This is a genomic window from Roseomonas aeriglobus (assembly GCA_016937575.1).
Taxonomy (GTDB): Bacteria; Pseudomonadota; Alphaproteobacteria; order Sphingomonadales; family Sphingomonadaceae; genus Sphingomonas; species Sphingomonas aerigloba.
Genome location: JAFHKN010000002.1, coordinates 238,321 through 257,929 on the forward strand (window position 1 = coordinate 238,321; position 19,609 = coordinate 257,929).

At 67.6% G+C, this 19,609-nt stretch carries 22 protein-coding genes; 15 read left to right on the plus strand and 7 right to left on the minus strand.

The window, feature by feature from the left end; genetic code table 11:
• Positions 1 to 54: 54 nt before the first annotated feature.
• Positions 55 to 960, plus strand: coding sequence for a hypothetical protein (locus tag JW805_01510; protein MBN2970692.1), 906 nt, complete (start codon positions 55 to 57; stop codon positions 958 to 960).
• 21 nt (positions 961 to 981) lie between these two features.
• On the opposite strand, the gene JW805_01515 is transcribed toward JW805_01510, so the two are convergent.
• Positions 982 to 2,097, minus strand: coding sequence for a diguanylate cyclase (locus JW805_01515; GenBank protein ID MBN2970693.1), 1,116 nt, complete (start codon positions 2,095 to 2,097; stop codon positions 982 to 984).
• A complete protein-coding gene (locus JW805_01520) occupies positions 2,097 to 3,440 on the minus strand; it encodes an HD-GYP domain-containing protein (protein MBN2970694.1) in 1,344 nt (447 codons plus the stop codon). The genes JW805_01515 and JW805_01520 overlap by 1 nt, the downstream gene beginning before the upstream one ends.
• 149 nt (positions 3,441 to 3,589) lie before the next feature.
• Here JW805_01520 and JW805_01525 point away from each other — a divergent pair, with 149 nt between their 5' ends.
• Together JW805_01525 and JW805_01530 are read left to right on the plus strand one after the other, a co-directional pair.
• Positions 3,590 to 4,294 carry an NAD-dependent deacylase gene (locus JW805_01525; GenBank protein ID MBN2970695.1) on the plus strand — a complete coding sequence of 235 codons (705 nt, stop codon included), beginning with the start codon at positions 3,590 to 3,592 and terminating at the stop codon, positions 4,292 to 4,294.
• The gene (locus JW805_01530; protein MBN2970696.1) at positions 4,291 to 5,109 is read left to right on the plus strand and encodes an SDR family NAD(P)-dependent oxidoreductase; all 819 of its coding nucleotides are present in this window, start codon (positions 4,291 to 4,293) and stop codon (positions 5,107 to 5,109) included. The genes JW805_01525 and JW805_01530 overlap by 4 nt, the downstream gene beginning before the upstream one ends.
• Here JW805_01530 and JW805_01535 read toward each other — a convergent pair.
• The gene (locus JW805_01535) at positions 5,019 to 5,936 is read right to left on the minus strand and encodes an EamA family transporter (GenBank protein ID MBN2970697.1); all 918 of its coding nucleotides are present in this window, start codon (positions 5,934 to 5,936) and stop codon (positions 5,019 to 5,021) included. The two genes, JW805_01530 and JW805_01535, sit on opposite strands and share 91 nt — an antisense overlap.
• Before the next feature lie 131 nt (positions 5,937 to 6,067).
• Between JW805_01535 and JW805_01540 the strand changes: the two genes are divergently transcribed.
• The 11 genes from JW805_01540 to JW805_01590 all read left to right on the plus strand — a co-directional run bounded on the left by JW805_01540 (position 6,068) and on the right by JW805_01590 (position 13,548).
• On the plus strand, positions 6,068 to 6,526 hold the full coding sequence (locus JW805_01540; GenBank protein MBN2970698.1) for a YbgC/FadM family acyl-CoA thioesterase: 459 nt from the start codon (positions 6,068 to 6,070) through the stop codon (positions 6,524 to 6,526).
• A 7-nt stretch (positions 6,527 to 6,533) separates the two neighbouring features.
• Positions 6,534 to 7,226, plus strand: a complete 693-nt coding sequence (tolQ, locus tag JW805_01545; protein MBN2970699.1) for a protein TolQ — start codon at positions 6,534 to 6,536, stop codon at positions 7,224 to 7,226.
• Positions 7,227 to 7,381: 155 nt separating this feature from the next.
• On the plus strand, positions 7,382 to 7,816 hold the full coding sequence (gene tolR / locus JW805_01550) for a protein TolR (protein MBN2970700.1): 435 nt from the start codon (positions 7,382 to 7,384) through the stop codon (positions 7,814 to 7,816).
• A complete protein-coding gene (locus JW805_01555) occupies positions 7,816 to 8,793 on the plus strand; it encodes a hypothetical protein (GenBank protein MBN2970701.1) in 978 nt (325 codons plus the stop codon). The genes tolR and JW805_01555 overlap by 1 nt, the downstream gene beginning before the upstream one ends.
• Positions 8,790 to 10,133 (plus strand): Tol-Pal system protein TolB, encoded by a 1,344-nt coding sequence (tolB, locus tag JW805_01560; protein ID MBN2970702.1) that lies wholly within the window; start codon positions 8,790 to 8,792, stop codon positions 10,131 to 10,133. Before JW805_01555 ends, tolB begins: the two co-directional genes overlap by 4 nt.
• 60 nt (positions 10,134 to 10,193) lie before the next feature.
• The gene (gene pal, locus JW805_01565; protein MBN2970703.1) at positions 10,194 to 10,727 is read left to right on the plus strand and encodes a peptidoglycan-associated lipoprotein Pal; all 534 of its coding nucleotides are present in this window, start codon (positions 10,194 to 10,196) and stop codon (positions 10,725 to 10,727) included.
• A gap of 234 nt (positions 10,728 to 10,961) precedes the next feature.
• Positions 10,962 to 11,870, plus strand: a complete 909-nt coding sequence (locus JW805_01570; protein MBN2970704.1) for an SPFH domain-containing protein — start codon at positions 10,962 to 10,964, stop codon at positions 11,868 to 11,870.
• A 10-nt stretch (positions 11,871 to 11,880) separates the two neighbouring features.
• Positions 11,881 to 12,081, plus strand: coding sequence for a hypothetical protein (locus JW805_01575; GenBank protein MBN2970705.1), 201 nt, complete (start codon positions 11,881 to 11,883; stop codon positions 12,079 to 12,081).
• Between the two features lies 1 nt (position 12,082).
• Entirely contained in the window at positions 12,083 to 12,298 is a 216-nt protein-coding gene (locus tag JW805_01580; protein MBN2970706.1) for a hypothetical protein, read from the plus strand.
• Between the two features lie 10 nt (positions 12,299 to 12,308).
• A complete protein-coding gene (locus tag JW805_01585; protein ID MBN2970707.1) occupies positions 12,309 to 12,569 on the plus strand; it encodes a hypothetical protein in 261 nt (86 codons plus the stop codon).
• Position 12,570: 1 nt separating this feature from the next.
• On the plus strand, positions 12,571 to 13,548 hold the full coding sequence (locus tag JW805_01590; GenBank protein MBN2970708.1) for an alpha/beta fold hydrolase: 978 nt from the start codon (positions 12,571 to 12,573) through the stop codon (positions 13,546 to 13,548).
• Between the two features lie 140 nt (positions 13,549 to 13,688).
• Here the strand turns inward: JW805_01590 and JW805_01595 are convergent, their stop codons facing one another.
• Positions 13,689 to 14,555 carry a S1/P1 nuclease gene (locus tag JW805_01595; GenBank protein ID MBN2970709.1) on the minus strand — a complete coding sequence of 289 codons (867 nt, stop codon included), beginning with the start codon at positions 14,553 to 14,555 and terminating at the stop codon, positions 13,689 to 13,691.
• Here JW805_01595 and JW805_01600 point away from each other — a divergent pair.
• Positions 14,554 to 14,823: a hypothetical protein gene (locus tag JW805_01600; GenBank protein ID MBN2970710.1), complete on the plus strand. Its 270-nt coding sequence runs from the start codon at positions 14,554 to 14,556 to the stop codon at positions 14,821 to 14,823. The two genes, JW805_01595 and JW805_01600, sit on opposite strands and share 2 nt — an antisense overlap.
• A 134-nt stretch (positions 14,824 to 14,957) precedes the next feature.
• Here JW805_01600 and JW805_01605 read toward each other — a convergent pair whose 3' ends face one another.
• The 3 genes from JW805_01605 to JW805_01615 all read right to left on the minus strand — a co-directional run bounded on the left by JW805_01605 (position 14,958) and on the right by JW805_01615 (position 19,501).
• Complete coding sequence (locus tag JW805_01605) at positions 14,958 to 16,091, minus strand: MFS transporter (GenBank protein ID MBN2970711.1); 1,134 nt, start codon at positions 16,089 to 16,091, stop codon at positions 14,958 to 14,960.
• Positions 16,092 to 16,193: 102 nt separating this feature from the next.
• On the minus strand, positions 16,194 to 17,153 hold the full coding sequence (locus JW805_01610; GenBank protein ID MBN2970712.1) for an MBL fold metallo-hydrolase: 960 nt from the start codon (positions 17,151 to 17,153) through the stop codon (positions 16,194 to 16,196).
• A gap of 14 nt (positions 17,154 to 17,167) precedes the next feature.
• A complete protein-coding gene (locus tag JW805_01615) occupies positions 17,168 to 19,501 on the minus strand; it encodes a TonB-dependent receptor (GenBank protein ID MBN2970713.1) in 2,334 nt (777 codons plus the stop codon).
• Positions 19,502 to 19,609: the final 108 nt, after the last annotated feature.

The window sequence follows — 19,609 nt, forward strand, 5'->3', positions numbered from 1 at the left end:
GGATGACGCAACCTGCTTTGGATCATATTGGACAGTCCAAAGCGCGATTGAATAATGCCTTATCTCGAAACGATCATACAAAATGATGATCTGCCGTTCCGGACGCTGACGCGGCTGTTGGCGGAGATGCAGACGACGATCAACGCCGCCGGTCTTCGACTGTTCGACGGCGACTTCGACCGTTTCGTAATCTTCGCCCTCGTCGTTCGAGAAGGGTTGGGAAATGCGGCGGGACCGCGGCCGATTTCAGCGCATTCGCTGTCGATCTCGCTCAATCGATCGTTCGAAACCGTACGGCGCCACGTCAACGCGTTGATCGACGCCGGCTACTGCCAGCGTGTGAAGGGCGGCGTGATCGCCGCGCCGGGTGTCGTCGAGCGGGAGGATGTCGGCGCGGTGCTGCGTCTGGCGAACGACGCCTTCGTTCGCTTCGTCGAGGATTTTCAGGGCGCTCGCGCCCCGCGAGACATGCCGGTCGCCCCGCCGTCCCGCGGCCCCGACCTGGCGATCGGCGTCTGCGGTGCGGTCGACATCATGCTCTCGACCGTAGAAAGCAACCGCGGTCACTATCGCGACTGGCTCGACCTGACGATCTTCTCGACCGTGCTGTGCGGCAATTCGCGGCGCTACGCCCGTGACGGCGAGGCGCTGGGCCTTCCGCTGAACGAGACGCACGCGCTGCGGCCGAGCGTGATCGCGCGCGTGCTGGGGTTGGCGGAGACGACCGTGCGCCGTCGTACGGCCCGGCTGACGCAGCCCGGCGGTCCTTTGACGCGGGTCCGGCGAGGGCTGCTGGTCTCGCGGGCGTGGCTGTCGACCATGGCGGCGGCGGAAACCACGGCGCGGACCCAGGAACATGTCCGGCGCGAGATCCGCAAGGCGGTGGCGCGCGGGTTCCCCATCCACGCGCCGGCTACCGCCTATATCGACGGCCGACCGCCGGCCGCTGAATTCGACTGAGTTCCGGCGTCCCGGCGCGAGTTATCCTCCGGCGCTGGCGATCTGCACCGTATTCTTGCCCCCGCGCTTTGCCCGGTAGAGCGCGGCATCCGCCGCGCCCAATGCCCGCCCGATATTTTCGGTGAACAGCGCGACGCCGGCGGAGAAGGTGACGCGGCCGATCGACGCGCCGGTTTCCTGGTTGACCAGCGACCGCGCGGCCAGCCGCTCGCGCGCCTCGTCGAGCAGCATCACCGCTTCGTGGACGCTGTGCCCTTCGATCAGCACGGCGAACTCCTCACCGCCGTAGCGCCCGACGCACGCCGCCGGTCCAAGCTCTTCGGCCAGGAAGTTACCGACGAATTTCAGCACGCGGTCGCCGGCCGGATGACCGTGAACGTCGTTCACGCGCTTGAAGTCGTCGATGTCGCACAGGGCCACCGCCAGGCGGCGCTGCGTGCCTTCCGTTTCCTCAAGCAATTCGGTCACCCGCCTCTCGAACCCGCGCCGGTTGGGCAGGCCGGTCAGATGGTCGCGCTCCGCGGCGTCGCGGGCGCGATCCAGGTCGCTGCGCAGCCGTTCGGTTTCACGCCGGGTCTGCTTCAGTTCCGTTTCGACCAGCCGCGTCGTCTCGACGACTTCGCGCGTCAGCCCCGCGATCCGCTCGAGCGTGCCGGCCGGGTCGGCCTCCAACTGGCCTTGGGCGACATCGAGGGCGTCGCCATAATCCCGCGCAGAGCTATGCGATCGGTCGGCTGCGCTCAGACACTCGGTCAGCCGCGCTTCCAGCTGGTCGGCAAGCGCCGCCAGCGCCTGCGGCACCGATTCGACGGGGCGAAGTTCGGCAACCAGGCCGGCGATGCCGTCGGCGGTCAGCGTACCGCCGTCCGCCAGCATGCGCGTGACGCCGCTGGCAATGCGCGGATCGTGGTTGGTCAGATATGCATGGGCGACCTCGAAGTGAAGCGGCAGCGGTGCCAGGCCATGCCTTTCGAGAAAATCGCCGATGTCGTCGAACAGCTTGCGTTCGACGCGGCGGCGCATGCCGCCTTCGTCGCTGGCGACGATCGGACGGTCGGGCGTCGGTGCGGAGCCGAACCAGCTCGCCAGGCGCGACAGCCGCGGCGGCGGCGATGCGGACAGGGCGGAAGCGGGCATCAATCCTCTCCACCGACGGCGGCAGGCACCGTCACGCGCGGGGCGCGGCGCTGCTGCGGCATGGCGGCATAGGGGCGCGCCGGACTATGCTGTGACGTCGGCACCTCGCCCGCCAGCACGGCCTTGCACACCGCTTCCCAGCCCTCTCCGAACCAATAGGGTGCCTTTTCGGCACGAATGATCCGGTCGTCGGCACTGGCGGTGACGATGTCTTCCTGCTCGACGAACCGCTGGGTCGGGATGTCGTAGAAGGCGCGCACGAGCGGCCGCGTCGGCTCGTCGAGATTGCCTTCCAGTACGATGCCCAGCCGATTGGACTGCAGGCGGACCAGGCCGCCGGTCGGCTGGATGCCGATGCTGGCGATGAAGGCGTCGAGCAGATCCTCGTCGAAATGGCCTTCCCACTGCAGCATGCGGGCGAGCGAATCGTTCGCCGACCATGCGCGCTTATAGGGTCGGTTGGAGGTGATCGCGTCGTAGACGTCGCAGATCGCGCCCATCCGGGCATGGAGGTTCAGCTGATCGGCGGTCAGGCCGAAGGGATAGCCCTTGCCATCGACGCGTTCGTGATGATGCAGGCATACGTCCAGTGCCATCGCCGACACCTCGGGGCTGTCGATCAATATGGCATGGCCCTTTTCGGGGTGGCTGCGCACGACGACCACCTCGTCGTCATCCAGCCGGCCCGGCTTTTCGAGCACGTCTTCCGGAATGGCCATCTTGCCGATGTCGTGGAGCAGGCCGGCCATGCCGATCGCGCGATGGTCTTCCTCGGGCAACCCGATGTGGCGGGCCAGGTTGATCATCAGTGCGCAGACGGCGACCGAGTGAAGATAGGTATATTCGTTCTTGTGCTTCAGGCGCGTGACCTTGATCATCGCCGAGGGATCGCGTGCGACGGAGGCGGCGATCTCGTCGACCAGAGGTTCGACCGCCTCGACCTTGATCGCCTGGCCCATCCGGGCCTCGCCGAACATCGCGGTGACGGCTTCCTTCGATTTCTGGACGGTTTCCTGTGCGCGGTCGATTTCAGTCACGCGGGCGGCGCTGCGGCGCCGGCGGCGGACGATCGGGGCCGGTTCGGTCTCGATCGCTGGTGCGATCGGCAGCACGGTGCGGTCGTCAAGAATGTCTTCCACCGGACCGGCCACGGGCAGCGGCGCGGGCCCCAGCCCCTTGGTGGTGTCGATCGTCACGCCCGAGATTCCCGCTGCGCGCAGCCGATCGATGTCGGACACGCTTTCCAGCAGGAAGCGCTTTTTCCAGAAAGGACTGCTCAGCCAGGACCCCTCGATCGACTCGATGAAGACCCCGGGACGCAGTCGTTCGATTTCGACGCGCATCAACATTGACGTAAGCGGGCCCCCACCATTTCTATCACTCGTGAAAACGGTTTACGGCCCAATCAGTGAACATAGATTTATATCGACCCCGCGTTTTGACCATTCTGGGTAACGTGGCCTTCGCGGCGTGCCTGGAGTAGGCGAGAGGCATGGACGACATTCGCAACATCGTCGTGCTGACCGGCGCAGGCATCTCGGCCGAGAGCGGGATCGCGACCTTCCGCGGTCCCGTCGGCCTGTGGGAGGGACACCGCGTCGAGGATGTGTGCACGCCCCAGGCATTGGCGCGCGACCCGGCGCTCGTTCATCGTTTCTACGACCTGCGCCGTGCCGCCCTGCACACGGTCCAGCCCAATGCGGCGCACCACGCGCTCGCCCGCCTGGACGCTGCGTGGACGGGCGAGCTGCTGATCGTGACGCAGAACGTCGACGACCTGCACGAACGCGCCGGGGCGACGCGGCTGGTGCACATGCACGGCGAGCTGCGATCGGCGTTATGCGCGCAGTGCGGGGCGCGCGCCCCCTGGCACGACGATCTGCCGCCGGGGACTGCGTGCCCCGCCTGTGCGGCACCCGCGCTGCGGCCCGACATCGTGTTCTTCGGCGAAATGCCCTACCATATGGACCGGATCGAGGCGGCGCTGGCGACATGCGATCTGTTCGTGTCGATCGGCACGTCGGGCGCGGTCTATCCGGCCGCAGGCTTCGTGCGGACGGCGCGGTGGCACGGGGCCCGGACGATCGAGCTCAATCTCGATCCGTCCGATGGCAGCATCCATTTCCACGAAAGCCGCATGGGCCCGGCAAGCGCGCGCGTACCCGAATGGGTCGACAGCCTGCTGGCCGATCTGTGACGCGGCTGTTCATCTTCGGGCTGGGCTATGCCGGGGGCTACGTCGCGACAGCGGTGGAGGCGCGGGGCGGGGCGGTAATGGCGACGGGGCGCGCCGGGGGAATCACCTTCGACGATGCCGACGCCGTGCGCGCCGGGTTGGCAGCGGCGACGCATGTGCTGTCGTCGGTGCCGCCCGACGACGGTGACCCTGTGCTCGATCGCTATGGCGACCTGCTGGTAGGCAAGTGGCTCGGCTATCTGTCCTCGACCGGAGTCTATGGCGACGCCGGCGGGGCATGGGTCGACGAAAGCGCGCCGATCCGCGGGCGGCGGGCCAATCGCAACGCCGCCGATGCGCGCTGGCTGGCGCTGGGCGCACGCGTCTTCCGCCTGCCGGGCATCTACGGCCCCGGCCGCTCGCCGATCGACCGCGTGCGCGCAGGCAAGGCGCACCGGACGGGAATGCCCGATCAGGTGTTCAGCCGCATCCATGTGGACGACCTGGCCCGCGGCGTCATCGCCGGCTTCGGCGCGCCGGCGGGGGCCTATAATCTGGCCGACGACGTGCCTGCGAACCAGGACGATGTCGTCACCTATGCCGCGCGGCTGATCGGGGTGCCGCCGCCACCGGTCGTGTCGCTCGACGCCCTCTCCCCGATGGCGCGCGCGTTCTATGCGGAGAACCGTCGGGTCGCGAATGGTAAGGCCCGGCGCGTTCTCGGCTGGCGACCGCGCCTCAGCGATTACCGGTTGGGCCTGCGTGCCGTCAGCGCGACGACCAGCCCGACCATCGCCAGCGCCGCACCGGCGGCGGCCAGCAGCGACCAACGATAGCCCTCGAACAGCGTCGACAGCAGCATTGCGATGACCGGCACCAGCACACCCGAATAGGCCGCCTTGGCCGGGCCGATCACGCGGATGACACCATAGTAGAGCGGAAAGGCGATCGCCGAGGCAGCGAGACCCAGATACAGCACGCCCGCCCAATAGATCGGCCGCGGATCGAGCACCGGCGCGCCGACCGTCGCATAGGCATAGGCGGCATCGAGCGCCGCCCCGATCAGCATCGATACCCCCAGCATCGACGCCATCGGATAGCGTTTCGCGGTCTGCGTGCCCTGGAGAATGTTTGCGCTCGACGCCGACAGTACGCCCGCCAGCGTGAAGCCGATGCCGGCGAACAGCTTCCCTCCGCCGCTCGGGTCGGCGCGCAATTCGTGGACGAACAGCAGCGCGACGCCGGCGATGGCGATGACCGAGCCGAGCAACAGCTGCCGCCCCAGGCGCTGGCCGAGGAAAATGCGTCCCAGCAGCGCGTTGGGCACCAGCATCAGCGCGAAGATCACCGCGACCAGTCCCGATGTGATGAAGCTTTCGGCGCGATAGACGAAGTTGAAATTCAGCACGAACTGCGCGGTGCCGAGCGCTGCGGCAAAGCCGAGCCCGCGCGCATCGAGCGGCAACGGATCGCGCCGCCACGCCGCCCAGGCGAGCATCGCGACGCCGGCGACGACGAAGCGATAGGTGACCGACCAGCTCGCCGGCACGACGCCCAGCTGCCCGGTGATGACGATCCACGTCGACCCCCAGATCGCGGTGACGATCGCGAAGGGGATAAGCACCGACAGGCGGGTCGATTGCGGACGGTCGGCAGCGGACATGCGCGTGCTTTAGCGCACATCCCCCGCGCGGCTAGTGCGTTTGCGCCCGCGGCGCGCTTTCGCCGTCGATACCGCGCGCCGCGCAATTCCGGGGTTCCGCCTCACAGCGAACAAGGTTAACAGCCTGTGACATGGACGCCACACCTCAACCGATGCCACTGGAGGGCCGTTTCGACGGGCCTGAGCATCTGTTCGTGTGCCGGGTTTATTTCGAGGACACCGACCTGTCGGGCGTCGTCTATCACGCCAACTACCTGCGCTACATGGAGCGGGCGCGTTCGGCGATGCTGCGTGCGGCCGGAATCGACCAGCGTGCAGCGCATGAGGGCGGGGAGGGCGTGTACGTCGTCCGCGACATCGCCCTTCGCTATCTCGCGCCGGCGCGTCTCGACGACACGCTGACCGTCGTGTCGCGCTTGATCCAGGTTCGCGCGGCATCGGTCGTCATTCATCAGAGAGTCATGCGAGACTTGGTCCAATTGACGGACGCAACGGTGGAGGCGGCTTTCGTCAGTCCCTCCGGCCGTCCGCGCCGCCAGCCGGCTGGGTGGACCGACATTTTCGAACGCCTGATCTGGCAGGGGGAATAGAACGGACATGGAGCTTATCGCCAACACCGACGCTGCGACGCTGTCGCCGGTCGCGCTGTTCCTGCAAGCCGACTGGGTCGTGAAGGCCGTGATGCTGGGGCTGCTGGCCGCCAGCATCTGGACCTGGGCGATCATCGTGATGTTCTGGCGCCGGCTGGGCTCGGTGCGCAAGGACACCAACCGGTTCGAGGACGCCTATCGCACCGCCGCTGATATCGACGCCTTTCACCGCGCCGAGCGGGAGAGCAGCCTGCCGATGGCGAAGGTCTTTGCTGCCGGTGTCGCCGAATGGCGCCGCTCGACATCGGGCAAGGTCATCGACCGTGACGGCACGCGCGAGCGGCTGGCCACCACGATGGGCGCGGCGACCGCGGCGGAGATCGACAAGCTCAGTGATCGTCTGAACGTGCTGGCGACGGTCGGGTCGGTGGCGCCGTTCGTCGGGCTGTTCGGCACGGTCTGGGGCATCATGCGCTCGTTCACCGCGATCGCCAGCCAGCAGAATTCCTCGCTCGCCGTCGTCGCCCCGGGTATCGCGGAGGCGCTGTTCGCGACCGCGATCGGTCTGTTCGCGGCGATCCCGGCGGTCATCGCGTACAATCGCTTTTCGCACGGCATCAACCGGATCGAGGCGCGGCTGAACCGGTTCGCCGACGGCTTCCACGCGACGCTCAGCCGCCAGCTGGATTCGGATCGGTGAGGGGGGCGCTGAAAATCCTCCCCGGCACGGGGAGGGGGACCAGCCACAGGCTGGTGGAGGGGGCCCTCCGCGAGCGAGCCCCGTGCGGCACCCCCCCTCCACCACTCGGCTGCGCCGAGCGGTCCCCCTCCCCGCGAGCGGGGAGGATCTGACGCATGGCCGTCAATCTCCCCTCGCAGCGCGGCAAGGGCCGGCGGGCGCCCATGGCGGACATCAATGTGACTCCGCTCGTCGACGTCATGCTGGTGCTGCTGATCATCTTCATGGTCACCGCACCGCTGCTCACCGCGGGCGTGCCGGTGAACCTGCCCGACAGCCGCGCCAAGCCGCTCGACCAGGAACAGAAGCCTGTCGACATGGCGATCGACGATCAGGGCCGCATCTTCATCGACAAGGATGAAGTGACGGGCACGCTCGACGATCGCCTGGCGCAGATCGCAGGCTCGGGCACGCCCGACAATCCGCCGCAGATCCTGCTGCGTGCCGACAAGGGGCTGGACTACGGCCGTGTGATGCGCGTGATGGGCGAACTCAATCGCGCCGGTCTCAACCGCGTCGCGCTAGTCACCAACGCGGGCGACCAGAACTGATGGAGCGGGCCGAGAAATACGGCCTGGGCGTTGCGGTCGCGGGGCACGTCGTCCTGTTCGGCCTGCTCTCGGTCGGGTTTCTCAGCACGCCCAATCCGGTGAAGCTGGAATCGAAGCCGATCGACATCTCGCTGGTCGACGAGGTCGCGCTGGAAAGCGCTGCGCCGGCAACGACCGAGGCGCCGGCCCCGGCCGAGGCGCCCGAGGTCGGCCCGGTCGAGGATACCGCACCCGCGCCGGCCGAATCGTTACCCGAGCCCGCGCCCGCGCCTCCGCCGCCGGCTCCGGTTCCGCCCCCGCCCAAACCGACGCCGCCGCAGCCCGCGCCCCCGAAGGCCGCACCGGCGCCGGCGCCCAAGCCCGCCCCGGTCAAGGCCCAGCCGAAGCCGACGCCGCCGAAGGCCGAACCCGCGAAGGCGAGCCCCAAGCCCGCGCCGGCCAAAGCGGCCCCCGCGCCCAGCCCGCCGACGAAGAGCGCGGCCAAGCCGGCGCGCCCGGGCCTGTCGCGGCCCGACGTCGCCCCCGAACGTCCCGGCAACGACGCCGCGTCGACGGCCGCGCGGCCGCGCGGGTCGATGCTTGGCGACGATTTCCGCAAGAGCCTGGCGCAGTCGACCGAACGGGGGACGTCGCCCACGCCGCGCGCGGCCAACGTCAGCGCGCAGGCGGTGGCCGGGCTGGGCGATGCCATTGCGCGGCAGGTCCAGCCCTGCGCCAACCGCATCCCCAATCCGGGGCCGGGGGCGAACCAGATCCGCACCAAGTTGCGTATCCGTATGAACCCGGACGGTTCGCTTGCGGCGCGGCCGACCGTGTCCGGCCAGACCGGCGTGAATGACGAAAATGGTCGCTACGCGCAGCGCGTCGGCGAACTCGCCAGCGCTGCGGTCATTCAGTGCGCGCCGTACAAGCTGCCCGCCGAACTGTATGAAGGCGGGTGGAAGGACATCATCATCAACTACCGGCTGCCGGGATGAGCATCATGCGTAACCTACTCTCCTTCATGCTTGCGGGCGCCATTGTCAGTGTCGCTGCCGCCGCCACACCCGCCGCCGCGCAGGTGGAGGTCGATGTCGAAGGCGGCATTTCCGCGCCGATGCCGATCGCCATTCCGCCGATGCCGACGCCCAACCCACAGTCGACCGCGGCCGGTTCGACCGATCAGCTCGGCCGACAGATGGCCGAAGTCGTCACCAACGACCTGCGCAACTCCGGGCTGTTCAAGCCCATCGGCCCCGAAAGCCTGCGCGCGGTCGGCTTCGACCAGGTCACCGCCCCCGACTTCCCCTACTGGGGCGGCACTGGCGCCCAGGCGCTGGTCCAGGGCTTCGTCCGCGCGAACGGCGACGGCACGCTGACGGTCGGCTGCTACCTCTACGACGTCTTCGCCAAGACCGAACTGACCCGCCAGGGCTTCGTTGTTTCGCCGGCCGACTGGCGTCGCGCGGCGCACAAATGCGCGGACACCGTCTACCAGCGCCTGTCGGGTGAGGGGCCGTATTTCGACAGCCGCATCGTCTATGTCTCGGAAACGGGTCCGAAGGGGCGCCGGACCAAGCGGCTTGCGATCATGGATCAGGACGGCGCCAACCACCGCTTCCTGACCAACGGCCAGTCGATCGTGCTGACGCCGCGGTTTGCGCCGAACCAGCAGTCGATCGTCTACATGAGCTATGACGAAAAGGTGCCGTCGATCTACGTGCTCGATCTGGGCTCGGGCCGTCCGCGCCGGGTGGTCAGCGGTGTGTCGACGACCTTCGCTCCGCGCTTCTCGCCCAACGGCCAGTGGATCCTGTTCTCGATGGCGCAGGGCGGCACGACCAACATCTACCGCGTGCCGTCCGGTGGCGGCAGCCCGCAGCGGCTGACCAATTCCGCCGGCATCGACACCGGCGGCAGCTATTCGCCCGATGGCTCCAAAATCGTCTTCGAGAGCGACCGCGGTGGATCGCAACAGCTCTACGTCATGAACGCCGACGGATCGAACCCGCAGCGGATCAGCTTCGGCGGTGGGCGCTACGCGACCCCGTCGTGGAGCCCCCGCGGCGACCTGATCGCCTTCACCAAGATGGAGGGGGGACGTTTCCGCATCGGCATCATGTCCCCGTCGGGCGGCGGCGAGAAGCTGCTGACCGAGGCGTGGGGCGACGAAGGCCCGAGCTGGTCGCCCAACGGCCGCGTGTTGACCTTCTTCCGCGCCGCGCAGGGGTCGGGGAAGGCGGACGTGTGGTCGGTCGACCTGACCGGCGTCAACGAACGCCGCATCCCGACGCCGCTCGATGGGAGCGATCCGTCCTGGGGGCCGTTGCGTCCCTGACGACACGTTCGACGTTTCCGAATTTCCGCCAAGACCGATCAACCTGAAGGAGAAACGATCATGGCAACCAAGCGGACCGCGCTGGTCCTGACCGCCGCCCTTGCCGTCGCCGTCGCCGGCTGTGCCAAGAAGAAGCCCCCCGTCCTGCCGCCGGCCCCGGTCGACAGCGGCCAGACGACCGACCCGAATGCGGGATCGGGGCCGGGCGGCAACGTCGACGGCGCGATCGTGCCTGGCAGCCAGGCCGACTTCCTGCGCTCGGTCAGCAGCAACACCGTGCTGTTCGGGCTCGACATGTTCGACATCGACGCCGAAGCGCGCGCCATTCTCGACACCCAGGCGCAGTGGCTGGCGCGCTATCCCAACGTGCGGATCACGATCGAGGGCCACTGCGACGAACGCGGTACGCGCGAATATAATCTGGCGCTGGGCGACCGTCGTGCGAATGCGGCGAAGAACTATCTGGCGGCGCGCGGCATCAATCCCGCGCGGATCAGCACGATCAGCTACGGCAAGGAACGGCCGGCCGCACTCGGCTCGGACGAGGCAAGCTATGCCCAGAACCGCCGTGCGGTAACCGTGACGGTGAGCTGACCGAAAAGCCCTCTCCCCTTGAGGGGAGTTGCAGGTAAACCGTCCCCGGACGGTTTAGGATCGTCCGGCGGACGATCCGACCTGAAACTGGTTGGGAGAGGGGCCGATCCGCGAGATCGGGTCTCGGTGAGACACCCCCCCCCTCCCAAACCCTCTCCCCGAGCGGGGAGAGGGAACAGCTTGACACCTCTGAATCCCGATATAAATGTGATATCACATTAAAGGGAGGCAGGGATGACCGATTCGTCACGTTCGAGCCGTATGCTCACCCACAGCAGCGAAACCGCCGCCAGGACCATGAGCGGCTATCCAGTGCTGCTGGTTATCCTCGCCACGTTCGGCATCGGGGTCTTTTTCGTGGCCCAGCTGGCGAACGACCGGCTTGCGCCCATCTTCGCGATCGTACCGGCGTTCCTTGCCGTCGTTACGGTGCTGCTGGCCTGCGGTTTCTACATGCTCCAGCCCAACCAAGCCGCGGCGATCACGCTGTTCGGTGCGTACAAGGGGACCGACCGGACCGAAGGGCTGCGCTGGGTGCTGCCGTGGCTGATGCGCCAAAAGGTGTCGGTCCGCGCCAACAACATCATTTCGGACAAGATCAAGGTCAACGACCTGCGCGGCAACCCGATCGAGATGGCGGCCCAGGTCGTGTGGCGCGTGACGGACACCGCGCAGGCGCTGTTCGACGTCGATGATTACAAGGCGTTCGTGAACGTTCAGATCGAAGCCGCGGTGCGCACCATCGGGTCGCGCTACCCCTATGACGATTTCGAGCATCAGGAAGTCACGCTGCGCGGCAATCACGATCAGATCGGCGCCGAGCTGCAGGCCGAACTGATCGCCCGCCTGCGCGTCGCCGGCATCACCGTCGACGAATGCGGCTTCACGCACCTGGCCTATGCGCAGGAGATCGCCGGCGCGATGCTGCGGCGCCAGCAGGCGCAGGCGGTGGTCGCCGCGCGCGTGACGCTGGTCGAGGGCGCGGTTGGCATGGTCGAGCTGGCGCTCGATCAACTGTCGTCGAAGGGCGTGGTCGAGCTGGACGACGAACGCCGCGCGACGATGGTCAGCAACCTGATGGTCGTGCTGTGCGGCGACCGCGATGCGCAGCCGGTCGTCAACACGGGCACGTTGTACCAGTAAGGCTTGCCACGTGGCCGCTCCCCCAAAGAAGGCGTTTCCGCTCCGCCTCGATCCCGCGCTCTACGCCGCGATCGAGCGGTCGGCGTCGGCCGACCTCAGGAGCGCGAACGCCCAGATCGAATGCCTGCTGCGCGAGGCGCTGGCGCGGCGCGGGGTGAAGCTGGACGCGCCGGTGCAGGCCAGGCGGGGCCGCCCGCCGAAGGAGGATTGAGATGCGATCGAATGCCTGCGTCAAATGCCAGGGGACGATGACCCGCGGCTTCCTGCTCCAGGAAACCGCCAGTCACACCAAGACCACCGCACAATGGGTCGAGGGCGAACCCGTCAAGAGCTTCTGGACCGGGTTGAAGCTCGGGGGGCGAGCCAAGCTGTCGGTCGAGACGTGGCGCTGCGGCCGGTGCGGCTTCCTCGAAAGCTACGCGCGATAGGAGTAAAGTGATGGGGTATCGGGAGCCGTTTGGGCGCGTCCGTCCGGGCTATTGGTTCAAGCCGCATGATTACGGTTCTGGGTGCGTGCCGGCGACGGCGGCAGGCTGGATCGCGTCGTCCCTGTATTTTCTGGCGGTCATCTTGGCGAGGCGGTTCATGCCCACCGAAGCGAGCGGGCTTATTCTCATAACCGGCATCACGATCGCCTTTCTGATATTGGTCGCTGCCAAGACTGACGGCGGGATACGCTGGCGATGGGGAGGGAAGTGAGATGATGCTGACGGCATTGCTATTGGCGGCCGCCGCGCCGCAGGGCGAACAGGTAACGGTGCCCGGACCGCAGGGGCCACTCGCCGGCACCCTGACGCTGGCGGAGGGCAAGGGGCCGGTCGTCGTCATCATCCCGGGCTCCGGCCCGACCGACCGCGACGGCAACAGCCCCCTGGGCATTACCGCCGGTTCCTATCGCCTGCTGGCCGATGCCCTGGCGGAAAAGGGCGTTTCGTCGGTTCGCATAGACAAGCGCGGCATGTTCGGCAGCCGCGCCGCGGTCGCCGATCCCAATGACGCGACGATGGCCGGTTATGCCGACGACGCGCGGGCCTGGGCAAAGCTTGCCGCTAAACGGACCGGCAACCGGTGCGCGTGGCTGGTGGGGCATAGCGAGGGCGGGGTCGTCGCGCTTCAGGCCGCGCAGTCGGCGGACGGCATCTGCGGCGTCGTGCTGATTGCGTCGCCTGGCCGTCCGCTCGGCGACGTGATGCGCGCGCAGTTCCGCGCGAACCCTGCGAACGCGCCGATCCTCGACGCCGCGCTCGGCATGCTCGATGCCGTCCAGCAAGGCCGGACGGTCGACCCAGCGACATTGCCGGCGCCGCTCGGGCAGATGTTCCCGACCGGCCCACAACGCTATCTGTCGGGCGTAATCGCGGTCGATCCGGCCAAGCTGGCGGCGACCGCGACGGTGCCGGTGACGATCGTTCAGGGCGATGCCGATTTGCAGGTGTCGGTCGTCGAGGATGCGAAGCGGATCGCAGCGGCGAACCCGCAGGCGACGCTGACAGTCGTGCCGGGGGTCAATCATGTGCTGAAGGCTGTCGGGACCGACCGACTGGCGAACCAACGGAGTTATGCGGATTCCTCGCTGCCGATCGCGGCGGAGGTGGTCGATGCCGTTGTGGGGGCTGTGACACCCGCCGGTGCGCCCCCGAAGTCGGGAGCCAAAAGCCGCGGGCGATCAGCGAAGTAACCCTGGGCTCCCGCCTGCGCGGGAGCGCGGCCAACCGACCGTCATCCCCGCGCAGGCGGGGATCAATTTTGGCTGGCCGCGGTGAGTCTGCCTGGGTTCAGCGACTGTTGATCCCCGCCTTCGCGGGGACGACGGACTTGCTACTTGGCGGACACAGCCGGTTGCGCGGCAAACGCTTCGTCCAGCAATCGCGCCAGCCGCAGCCCGCCCTTGATCACCTGTTGCCGCGCCGGTTCGACCAGCTTGGCGATCGTCGCGTCGTCGAGCTTTGACCGCGCGGGGACCGGGCCGCAGCCGTCGCCGCCCATCGCGGTCGCATAGGCGGCCTTCGCCACCTGCCAGCTGTCGCGGCTCCAGTCCTCGACGGTGCCGGCCTGGATCGCCGCCCGCTCGGCGGCCGGATAGGCCTTCACGACCGGCGGCGGGGTCGAGATCGCGCGCTCGGCCAGATAGCCGTCCCAGATCGAATGGAGGTTGAGGCGATCGGGACCGTACATTCCGTAATCCGCCTTCGCGCGATTGCCGCCGAGATCCCCGCGGTCGCCGGCGTGCAAGGGCTGATGCAGGTCGCCGACGAAATGGACCAGAAAGACGAGCGCCATCAGCTTCTCGCGGCTTGGCACCTTCGGGTCCTTCAGCAGCTTCACGTCGCGCTCGATCTGCGCCGACACGCAATTGCCGTCCTTGCACGCCGACTTCAGGTCGAACGGCTTGCAGACGTTCACGTTCTGATAGTGCCAGGAATAGGCATAGCTGAATCGCTCGCCCAGCGGCTTCACGCAGTCAGCCCACACGCTGGCCTGCTCGATCGTGCCGGCGGGGCAGGTTGGCGTCTCGAGCAACTTCTGCTGGCGCAGCAACGCCGCGACCTTGGCGCGAGTCGCCGGACTGACATTTGCCCATGCCACCGCCGCGACGGTTTCATGACCATATTCCCAATACGCCTGGGCGGGCATGGCGAAGAGCGCGGCGACGAGCGCGAGCAGCGCGGAAAGCTTGCGGATCATGGACTTGCGCCTAGCGCCTGACGCCGACCGGGGAAAGGGTGAACCCGGCGCGACCGTCCGCGTTGACCGCGCGATGCCCGACCTGCGACCCGTCCCGAACCGCCCCACCAACGATCAGCAGGCGCGGTTCGCCCTCGACATCGGCGACCAATCGCGGCTGTCGGTCGATGTCGCGGTCACGCCGGCCGGCCTGCTCGCGATCGGCGGGCTGGTGTCGATGATCCTTCTGTCGACCGCAGTCATCGTCGCGGTCGCGCGACACCGCTGACCTCTACGCCGTCGCGTTGTGCTCGACCGTCAGATAGGCGTCCGTCTGCGTCCTCGGCATATCAGCGATCTCACCGAACGACATTGATCCGTCGACGGGCTGCGCGATGCGATCGGTCATGCCGGGGGCGCTCGTTACTCCGCTGCCCGCTCGACCCCGGAGTGCCGCCCCGCGATCGCGAAGGCGACCGCACCCGCGGCCGCGGCCCATCCGAGCAGCGTCAGCGTCGCCTGCAAGCCGCCGGTGGCGCCGGCCAGCGCGAGGGAAAGCACCGGAGCGATGAATTGTCCGAGGAAAAAGGTCCCGGTCCACAGGCCGGTCCCGCGTCCTCGCGCGAACGGCGGCAGGACGCGAAGGACCCAGGCGAGCAGGGTCGGCAGCAGCACGCCGCCGCCGATCGAGGCGACGACGGCGAGGATGGCGGCGGGCCAGAAGGCCATGGAGGTGCCGACGCCGATGTAGCCGGCGGCCGTCAGCGCGAAGCCGATCGTCAGCAGCAGTTTGGGTGACGCGCTCGGCAGGCGGCGGAACAGCAGTGAACCGAGCACCACGCCCAGATTGGCCGCCGCGCCGACCGCGCCGATGACGGCCGGCGACGTCACGCCGACGGCTTCCAGCACGGCGCCGATCTGAAGCATCAGCGTATAGAACAGGAGGGCTGCGGCCAGCGTGATCGCCAGGATCGATCCGATCGCTCGCAAGGGGAAGGGCGGGTTGGAAGCTTGCCGGTGCGTCGTCGCCGACGGCTCGAACAGCAAGACGGCGGCGGCGATGCCGATGGGCAGCGCCAGCAGATAGAGCAGGAACGGCCCGCGCGAGCCAAAGGCTTCGCCCAGCACGCCGCCGACCGCGATCAGCGCGATCGCGCTCAGGCTGGTGACCGCGGTCTGGATGGCGACCCAGCGTTCGCGCCGCTCGCCCTCGAAATAATCGCCGACCATCGTCGTGGCGACCGTCATGATCGCAGCTTCGTTCAGACCGAGCAGGATGCGGGACGCCAGGATCAGCGGCAGCCGGTCGAGAGTCAGTGGCAACAGCCCGATCAGGCCGTAGAGGAACAGCGCGGCGACGAGGATGCGCTTGCGCCCGACGCGGTCCGCCAGCCATCCCGCGATCGGCGAGAACAAGGCAACGCACAGGGCCGGCACCGTCAGCATCATCGGCACCAGGATCGATGCACCCGGGGTTCCGGCAAATTCGCGGGCGAGCATCGGCAGGACCGGCACCAGCGACACGATCGCCATCACCGGCATGACGGCCGAAGCCATCAGGACCACCCCCTGCCGCGTCCCCGCCTGTCGGCCTGCGTTCATCGTCGTTCGGCCTTTCATAATGTCGTCAGCCCATCGCTCGTTCAGCGACGCGGTCGGTCAGAACCGGTCCAGATCGCGGGCGATGCGGACCGGTCCGGAATAGGTCTTGGCGATGATCGCGAGGTAATCCGCGGCCCGCGCCGGGTTGTCGGCACCGGCGGCGAAGTGGGTGATGGCGACCGCCTTCACGCCCGCGCGCTGGGCCAGCGCGGCCACGTCCTTCGGCGTCAGGTGGTGGGTCGTCAGATGTCGGATCAGTTGGGCCTGGGCGGCCGGCGGCATGTTGGGCGTGGTGCGGCGAACGACCTCGAGCGTGCCGTCGACATCGATCATCTCGCTGACCAGCAGGTCGGCGCCCTTGGCCAGCCGCTCGACGGCGGGGCTGGGCCCGGTATCACCGGTGTAGACGATCGATCGACCAGGCAGGTCGAACCGCAACGACAGCGACTTATACGCCCGGTCCTCGGCCGAACCCGGCGCGAAGTCGTAATGGGTGTTCTGCACCGACGTGACGGTCATGCCGTCGATCGTCGTCCGCGTGCCGTCGCCGAGCTCGACGACCCGGACGGTCGATGCCGGCGCCGCCCAGGATTGGCCCGGAATGCCATAGCCGGCGCGTGCCGCCGGTTCCATCGACGCGACGATGCCGTCGACCAGTGCCTTCGTTCCCGGCGGGCCGTAGACGGTCAGCACCGTCCGGACGTTGATCTGGTTGCGCAGACCCAGCAGCGCGGACAGCCCGCCGGTGTGGTCAACATGCAGATGGCTGAGAAACACCGCTCGCACCTGGGGCAGCAGCACGCCTGCCTTTGCCAGTTGCTGTACGGCGCCGTCGCCGCAATCCACCAGATAGGCGTCCGCCCCCCGCAGCAGCAGGTTCGCCGGCTGCGATCGCGTGCGGCTGGCGACGGGTCCGCCCATCGTGCCAAGAGTGATGAAGCTGTCCGCCTGCCCGGTCTGGGCCGTGGCCGGGGAGGATGCGAGCGCCAGCAGGGCAACGAGGGCGATGCGGATCATCGGGCCGGGTCCTGTCAGAAGCCGAAGCCGACGCGCACGCCGTAGGTGCGCGGCGGGCGCAGCGTGCCGACGGGGAAGTTCAGGATCGGCCGCGTTCCGGCCCGGGCCAGCACGGTCCGATCCTCGACGTTGTTGACGAAGCCGGTCAGGCTCCAACGGTTGCCCGGCCCGCGCAGCGTTGCATAGAGGTCCGACATCATGAAGCCGCCCTGGGCCTCCTCGGGACGATAGTTGGTGTTGAGGAAGCGCGACGTTTCCAGGTTGGTGCGTGCACCCAGCAGCAGCGACACATCGCCGCCCAGTTCCACCGTGCGTTCATAACCGATGTTCGCCGCCCATTCGGGCGAGTTGGCGGTCGGCTTGCCCGAACAGTCGATATCGAAGAACAGCGCGCCGTTGATCCCCGGATTGGCGGCGCGGGTGCCGGTCACGGCGCAGCCGGTCGGCACCGGGCTACCGGTCGGCGAGAAGTTCGCCGTGCGCAGCGTGTCGTATTTGCCGCGCAGATACTGGACGTTGACGAAGACCTGATCGAACCGGCTGGGGGCGAAGCGCAGGTCGAGTTCGACGCCGTACATGTGCGAGCGGCCGGCGTTCGTCGTCACCGACCCCTGGGCGAACACGCCGTTGCCGGTCGGCACGCCGCCGACGAACGTGATCTGCTGGTTGAGGTACTTCCAGTAGAACGCCTCGAGATTGACCTGCAGCTTGTTGTTCAGGAAACGGTTCTTGGTCCCGACCGTGTAGGCGGTCAGCTCTTCGGGCGCATAGGTGTTGTTCGGCGGGGAGGCGACGAAGAAGCCACCCGATTTGAACCCCGTCGCGACGTTGGCATAGACCAGCGAGGCCGGGCCGGCATCGAGTTCGACACCCGCTTTCCAGGTGAACTTCTCGAAGGTGAGCGCGCCGGTGATGGGCGTTCCCAGCGTCGGTTCGACGGGTCCGGGCAGCCCGCCCGACGCCGCCGCGGTCCGCTGGCTCTTGTCTTCCTTCGTATAGCGGCCACCGCCGATGAGCCGCAGGCTGTCGGTGACGGCGAGGGTCAGCTGGCCGAATGCCGCCAGGCTCTGCGTCTTGACGTTCGGCGTAAAGCGCGTCGTCGAGATCGTGCCTTGCCGGAAGAAATTGGTCGCTTCCTGCTGTTCGTTGAAGAAGAAGGTGCCGAGCACGTAGCGCAGCCGCCCGGTGTCGGGCGAGGTCAGCCGCACCTCCAGCGACATCTGGTCGGTGTCCTCCAGCAATTTGCCGAGGAAGCCGGGAACATAGGTTTCCAGATCGACCTTCGACTTGCGGTACGCCGGCAGCACGGTCAGCGTCGCAAATCCCATGTCGCCTTCGACCTGGGCACTGAGGCCGTAGAAGTGGTTGTTGAGATAGCCGCTGCTGTTGGCAACCGAGACGCAGCCGCTGCGAACGAAGCCGCCGAAGCCGCCGCAGAAGGGCGGCGCGAACTGGGTCGCGGCATAGCTGGAGATGACCGCGATCGCCCGCGGATCGGCAAGGCCGATGCGATCATCGAGCGCGGGAGCGGCGAAGGCTGGGCTCGACAGCAGGACAGCGCCGGCGCCCTTGCCACGCTGGTGATAATAATCGCCGACAAGGGTCATCGACCAGTCGGAGGACGGGCGGATCAACAGCGATGCGCGAGCCGCTTCGCCGCGCTCATCGTCATAGCCATCGGACAGATAGCCATCGCGGTCGACGAGCTGGCCGGCCACGCGCAATGCTACCGTCTGACCGATCGGCAGGTTGACCGCGGCAAAGGCCTTCTTGGCGTCGTAATTGCCGTATTCGAGCAGGCCTTCCGCACCGAAGTTGCCGAGTTCGGGCTTGCGCGGCAGGACGTTGATCGCGCCGCCGGTCGCGTTGCGGCCGTAGAGCGTGCCTTGCGGGCCCTTAACGACCTCCACCCGTTCCAGGTCATAGAAAACCCCGGCGGGCGCGGTCGGGCGTCCGACATAGACGCCGTTGTAATTGAACGCGATTGCGTTCTCCGAGAAGGAATTCTGCGATGCCGTCCCGACGCCGCGCAGGAAGAAGCTGGTCGTGCCACCCGTGGGCTGGACCACCAGCGAGGGGACGAGCTTGCTGAGGTTCGCGGTCTCGGTGATCCCGGCATTGGCGATCGCGTCGCCCGACACGGCCGTGACGGGAACGGCCACGCGCTGGAGGTTTTCCGATCGACGCTGGGCGGTAACGACGATTTCGGCCAACCCCTGTTGTTCGGTATCGGCCGGGTCCGCGATCTGACCCGTGGCGGCGGGGGCCTGAGGCGTATCCTGTGCGGCGGCGGCCACGGGCGCTGCCATGGCCAATGCGATCAACGAAACCATCATGCGATCACGCATCTTATCCTCCCCAATCGCCGACTGTGCCGGCCTATTCTTGCGAGGAGCAACATGACCCCGAGCATGCGATCAGCAAAATGAGTAATTTGTATAGGTAAGTATCGACCC